3 protein-coding genes are annotated in these 5,705 nt (G+C 44.5%); all 3 read left to right on the forward strand.

What is annotated here, in order from left to right; translation table 11 throughout:
* Window positions 1–177 precede the first annotated feature (177 nt).
* The 3 genes from BGL89_RS07025 to BGL89_RS07035 all read left to right on the forward strand — a co-directional run bounded on the left by BGL89_RS07025 (window position 178) and on the right by BGL89_RS07035 (window position 5,694).
* Complete coding sequence (locus BGL89_RS07025) at window positions 178–2,079, forward strand: thiamine pyrophosphate-binding protein (RefSeq protein ID WP_286825081.1); 1,902 nt, start codon at window positions 178–180, stop codon at window positions 2,077–2,079.
* Between the two features lie 303 nt (window positions 2,080–2,382).
* A complete protein-coding gene (clpB, locus tag BGL89_RS07030) occupies window positions 2,383–5,001 on the forward strand; it encodes an ATP-dependent chaperone ClpB (protein ID WP_286825082.1) in 2,619 nt (872 codons plus the stop codon).
* 15 nt (window positions 5,002–5,016) lie between these two features.
* Window positions 5,017–5,694: a hypothetical protein gene (locus tag BGL89_RS07035; protein WP_286825083.1), complete on the forward strand. Its 678-nt coding sequence runs from the start codon at window positions 5,017–5,019 to the stop codon at window positions 5,692–5,694.
* Window positions 5,695–5,705 lie beyond the last annotated feature (11 nt).

Consider the following 5,705-nt stretch of genomic DNA (forward strand, 5'->3'; position numbering starts at 1 on the left):
AAGGTTCAGTTTTTAGCTTGGTTATCGCTTTTTCCATTGTAGCTTAAAGCCGTCCTCAAAGGACGGGGTTTTAACCCAAATTTTCGATAAGAAATTATTCAATCAATCGATCGGGTGACATTCTAGGCTATGATTTCCCTGACTATAGTTATTTCTCTACATTAAGGAAAATCGACAATGACAGCCTTTCCCATCGATTTGACTGCCTATAAACCCATCAGTCTCGACCCCAGTAACCCCACCCTCACCGACCACCAAAGAAGCGCCCTAAAAGCCAATATCCAACTCTGTCGCGATGCTATCATCTTTTTTACTGCCACGGGTGCGGCCCGGGGTGTGGGTGGACACACCGGCGGCCCCTACGATACCGTCCCGGAAGTGGTGATTCTCGATGCTCTTTTCCGCAGTCAACCTAGTCAATTTGTACCAATTTTCTTCGATGAAGCGGGACACCGCGTCGGTACTCAATATCTCCTGTCTGCGTTAGAAGGTTCTTTACCCCCAGAACAATTAATGCACTACCGCGAGGCTAATTCTAAACTCCCCGGACACCCGGAATTAGGATTAACCCCCGGCGTAAAATTTAGTTCTGGCCGTTTAGGACATATGTGGCCCTACGTTAACGGTGTCGCTTTAGCTAACCCCGGAAAAACCGTTTTTTGTTTAGGTTCCGATGGTTCTCAACAGGAAGGCAATGACGCGGAAGCTGCCCGTTTAGCCGTGGCTCAACACATCAATGTTAAGCTGATTATTGATGATAATGATGTGACGATTGCTGGTAATCCTTCCAAATATTTACCCGGTTATGATGTGGCTAAAACTCTCGCCGGCCATGGACTAAAAGTGTTAGTGGGAGATGGGGAAGATATCGATAGTTTGTATCGCAATATCTGTGAAGCAATTAATACTCCAGGCCCGATTGCGATTATTAATAAACGTCCCATGTGTCCCGGTATTGAAGGTTTAGAAGGTTCTAACCACGGTCATGATGTGATTTCTGTACCCTTGGCTTTGAAATATTTAGAGGCAAAAGGACACAGTGCCGCCGTGGAATATCTCAACAGTATTAAGAAGCCTTCTAATGACTATAAATTCCTCGGTTCTGGGGATAAATGGGGTTCTAACCGCAACGTTTTCGGCGAAGCGGTAGTCAGTCTTTTAGGCAAAATGAGCGAGGAAGAACGCAAGGCTAAGGTATTAGTAGTAGATAGCGATTTAGAGGGTTCCTGCGGTCTGAAAATTATCCACGATAAACATCCCGAAGTGTTTATTCCTTCCGGTATTATGGAACGGGGCAATCTTTCGGCAGCCGCTGGTTTTGGTATGGAAAAAGGTAAACAGGGAATTTTCGCCACCTTTGCCGCTTTTCTAGAAATGTGTATTTCTGAAATCACCATGGCGCGTTTGAATTATTCTAATCTTTTATGTCATTTTTCCCATTCTGGTATCGATGACATGGCAGATAATACCTGTCACTTTGGTTTGAATAATTTCTTTGCCGATAATGGACTGGATGACGGTTACGAAACCCGTCTTTATTTCCCGGCCGATGCGGCACAAATGACCGCTTGTGTCGAGGCAACTTTCTATCAACCCGGCCTACGTTTTATCTTCTCGACTCGTTCTAAAACTCCCAATATTATTGATACTAAGGGTAATAATTTCTTTGGCGATGGTTACACCTTTGTCCCCGGAAAAGATGAAGTGATTCGGGAAGGCACTGCCGGTTATATCATCAGCTTTGGAGATGGTTTATACCGCGCTTTAGATGCAGTGGAACGCTTAAAACAAGAAGGTGTTGACGTGGGTTTAATTAATAAACCGACTCTCAATGTGGTGGATGAAGAAATTATCGCTAAAGTTGGTAATTCTCCCTTTGTTTTAGTGGTAGAAGCATTTAACCGTCGTACGGGTTTAGGTAGCCGTTATGGTTCTTGGTTACTCGAACGCGGTTTAACTCCTAAATACGCCTATATCGGTACTCACCATGAAGGTTGTGGCGGTTTATGGGAACAATTCCCCCACCAAGGTATTGACCCAGTTGGTATCATTAGTAAAGTTAAATCTTTAATCGCTTAGATAGTATTTTAGGGTGGGCTTTAATCAGTAATCAGTAATCAGTAATCAGTAATCAGTAATCAGTAATCAGTCATCAGCGAACATCTTTAATAATTAAGATTTTAGCTTGGTTGAAAATTAAAACATTTGTACTAAAATTTTCCCAGAAGCCGTTTAAATCCATTACAACTTATAAACTTGAGGCACTTAAATCGCACAGTTGAGGGGAAATCCCCCTGAACTAGGTACGGTAAGCCCCTAGGAGCCGACAAACCAGTCAATCTAGAATAATCTCTAGGGTATAAAAGTAACCTCTTATAGAAAATGCAGCCAACCAATCCACAACAATTTACAGAAAAAGCTTGGGAGGCAATCGTCAAAACGCCGGACATTGCCAAACAGAACAGCCAGCAACAAATCGAAAGCGAACATCTAATGAAAGCCCTACTGGAACAGGAGGGATTAGCGGGCAGTGTCTTTAGTAAAGCTAATATTAGTCTAGCCCGTTTGCGGGATCGAACCGATGATTTTATCCGTCGTCAACCGAAAATATCTAACCCCGGCGACTCGATTTATTTAGGTCGTAGTTTAGATAGTTTACTCGATCGAGCAGAAAATTATCGCCGAGAATTTGGAGATGACTTTATCTCGATCGAGCATTTGATTTTAGGTTACGCTAAAGATGATCGCTTCGGTAAAAATATTTTTCAAGAATTCGGACTTACCGAAAGCAAGCTCAAGGAAATTATTCAAAAAGTCAGAGGTAGTCAAAAAGTGACCGATCAGAATCCAGAAGGCAAATATGAGGCCCTAGAAAAATACGGACGGGATCTCACCCAATTGGCACGGGAAGGTAAATTAGACCCCGTAATTGGACGGGATGACGAAATCCGTCGCACGATTCAGATTCTCTCGCGTCGGACTAAAAATAACCCGGTTTTAATCGGGGAACCAGGAGTAGGAAAAACGGCAATTGTCGAAGGATTAGCACAGCGGATTATTAACCGAGATGTGCCAGAATCTTTGTTGGATCGTACTCTTATTTCTCTCGATTTAGGTGGCTTAATTGCGGGAGCAAAATATCGCGGGGAATTTGAGGAAAGATTAAAATCTGTCCTCAAAGAAGTCACTGATTCCCAAGGCAATATCATCATGTTTATTGACGAAATTCATACCGTTGTCGGTGCGGGAGCCACTCAAGGGGCAATGGATGCGGGCAATTTATTAAAACCAATGTTAGCCCGGGGTGAATTGCGTTGTATCGGAGCCACTACCCTCGATGAATACCGCAAATATATCGAAAAAGATGCGGCGTTAGAAAGACGCTTCCAAGAGGTTTTAGTTGATGAACCAAATGTGGTCGATACTATTTCGATTCTTCGCGGTCTCAAAGAACGTTATGAGGTGCATCATGGTGTGAAAATTGCCGATAATGCTTTAGTGGCAGCGGCACTGCTTTCTAATCGTTATATTAGCGATCGCTTTTTGCCCGATAAGGCCATTGATTTAGTTGATGAAGCGGCGGCAAAATTGAAGATGGAAATCACTTCTAAACCGGAAGAACTCGATGAAATTGATCGCAAAATTCTCCAGTTAGAAATGGAAAGACTTTCTCTACAACGGGAATATGATCCAGCTTCGCGAGAACGGTTAGAAAAGTTAGAAAAAGAACTGGCTAACCTCAAGGAAGAACAATCGGGATTAAATGCCCAATGGCAAGGGGAAAAAGAGATTATCGATCAAGTTCGTGGGGTTAAAGAAGCGATCGAACAAGTTAATCTGGAAATTCAACAGGCCGAACGAGATTATGATTATAATCGCGCTGCAGAATTAAAGTTCGGAAAATTAACCGATCTGCAGCGGCAAATGTCCGCCCTAGAAACTCAATTGGCGGACAAACAAACCACCGGTAAAAGTTTATTAAGGGAAGAAGTTCTCGAATCGGATATCGCCGAAATTATCTCGAAATGGACGGGAATTCCTCTCAATAAATTAATCGAATCGGAAAAAGAAAAACTCCTCAATCTGGAAGAGGAATTACACGAAAGTGTCATCGGTCAAGAGGAAGCAGTCACAGCCGTGGCCGAAGCGATTCAACGTTCCCGCGCCGGTTTGTCGGACCCCCACCGTCCCACGGCCAGCTTTATTTTCCTCGGTCCGACGGGTGTTGGCAAGACAGAATTGGCGAAAGCTTTAGCGCGCAATCTCTTTGACACCGAAGAAGCCCTAGTTCGCATCGATATGTCGGAATACATGGAAAAACACAGCGTTTCCCGTCTCATGGGCGCGCCTCCGGGATACGTCGGCTACGATGAAGGGGGACAATTAACCGAGGCAATCCGGCGTCGTCCCTACTCTGTCATCCTCTTTGATGAGATTGAAAAAGCCCATCCCGACGTTTTTAACGTTATGTTACAAATCCTTGACGATGGGCGCTTAACCGACTCTCAAGGTCATCTGGTTGATTTCAAAAATACAATCATTATTATGACCAGTAATATCGGTTCTCAATACATTTTAGACGTGGCTGGTGATGAGTCTCGTTATGAGGAAATGCAGTCCCGGGTGATGGAAGCAATGCGGAATAGTTTCCGTCCCGAATTCCTCAATCGTATCGATGAAACGATCATTTTCCACAGCCTACAAAAAGCGCAACTGCGATCGATTGTCAAACTACAGACAGCCAATCTCAGCGATCGCTTGATGGAACAAAAATTAGCCCTGAAACTTGCCGATATTGCTCTCGATTATCTAGCAGAAATTGGTTATGATCCAGTGTACGGTGCGCGACCCTTAAAACGGGCAGTACAAAGATATGTGGAAACTCCGATCGCTAAGGCAATTCTGCGCGGCGAATTCAAAGGGGGAGACACGATTTTTGTCGATGTGGCCGATGAAAGATTGACCTTTAAACGGTTAGCTTCCCCGGTAGTAACTGCTTAATTAGGGATAGTAGGTATGCTCAGCAGCTATCCCAATTTAAATCAGGGAGATTGGCTATGGAAACAAACTCCTTATCCAATGGGAGTTTGGGGTAATATTTCCATACAAGCTAACGCTCCTGAGCCAGATTACTTGTTGCTTTATCAGTTTGATTTTCCGCAAGCAAAGAAAGAGCAAGACGGCTGGAAAAATTGGCTCAAAAAACCAGCAAAGCAACAGCCGGCAGTTCCATCTATTTTGGGGAGAGTTCCCAAGGAACGCATTATCTATCTCTTAAGAGAACCGCCCTTACCGGAAGTGTTATCAACCAATCTGGAAAATTACCGCATCGCCAGCGAGTATTGTGGCTATGTATCAGGTCCGGATGATTACGCGCCTCAACCATACTATATGCCTGCCGACTGGCACATAAGCAACAGCTTTCGGAATCTGGCCGATTTGCCCTGTCCAGAAAAAATTCGCCTCTGCTCTTGGATTACCTCTGGAACTACCCGCACAGCCAATCATCGCCACCGTTTGGCCTTTATGCAGCTAATCAAAGATAACGAACTTCCTTTCGATTTTTATGGGCGAGGTTTGCCGGACTGGACGGGTTCGAGAGGCTCGGTACAAATTGACATCCTCGCCGCCGTAAAACGGACGGCGATTCCTCACCACGCCACTTTTTTAGGGTGGTCGCGTCAATGGGGTTGACGCGACCCGGG

Source organism: Microcystis sp. LSC13-02 (genome assembly GCA_002282935.1).
In the GTDB taxonomy this organism is placed as follows: Bacteria; Cyanobacteriota; Cyanobacteriia; order Cyanobacteriales; family Microcystaceae; genus Microcystis.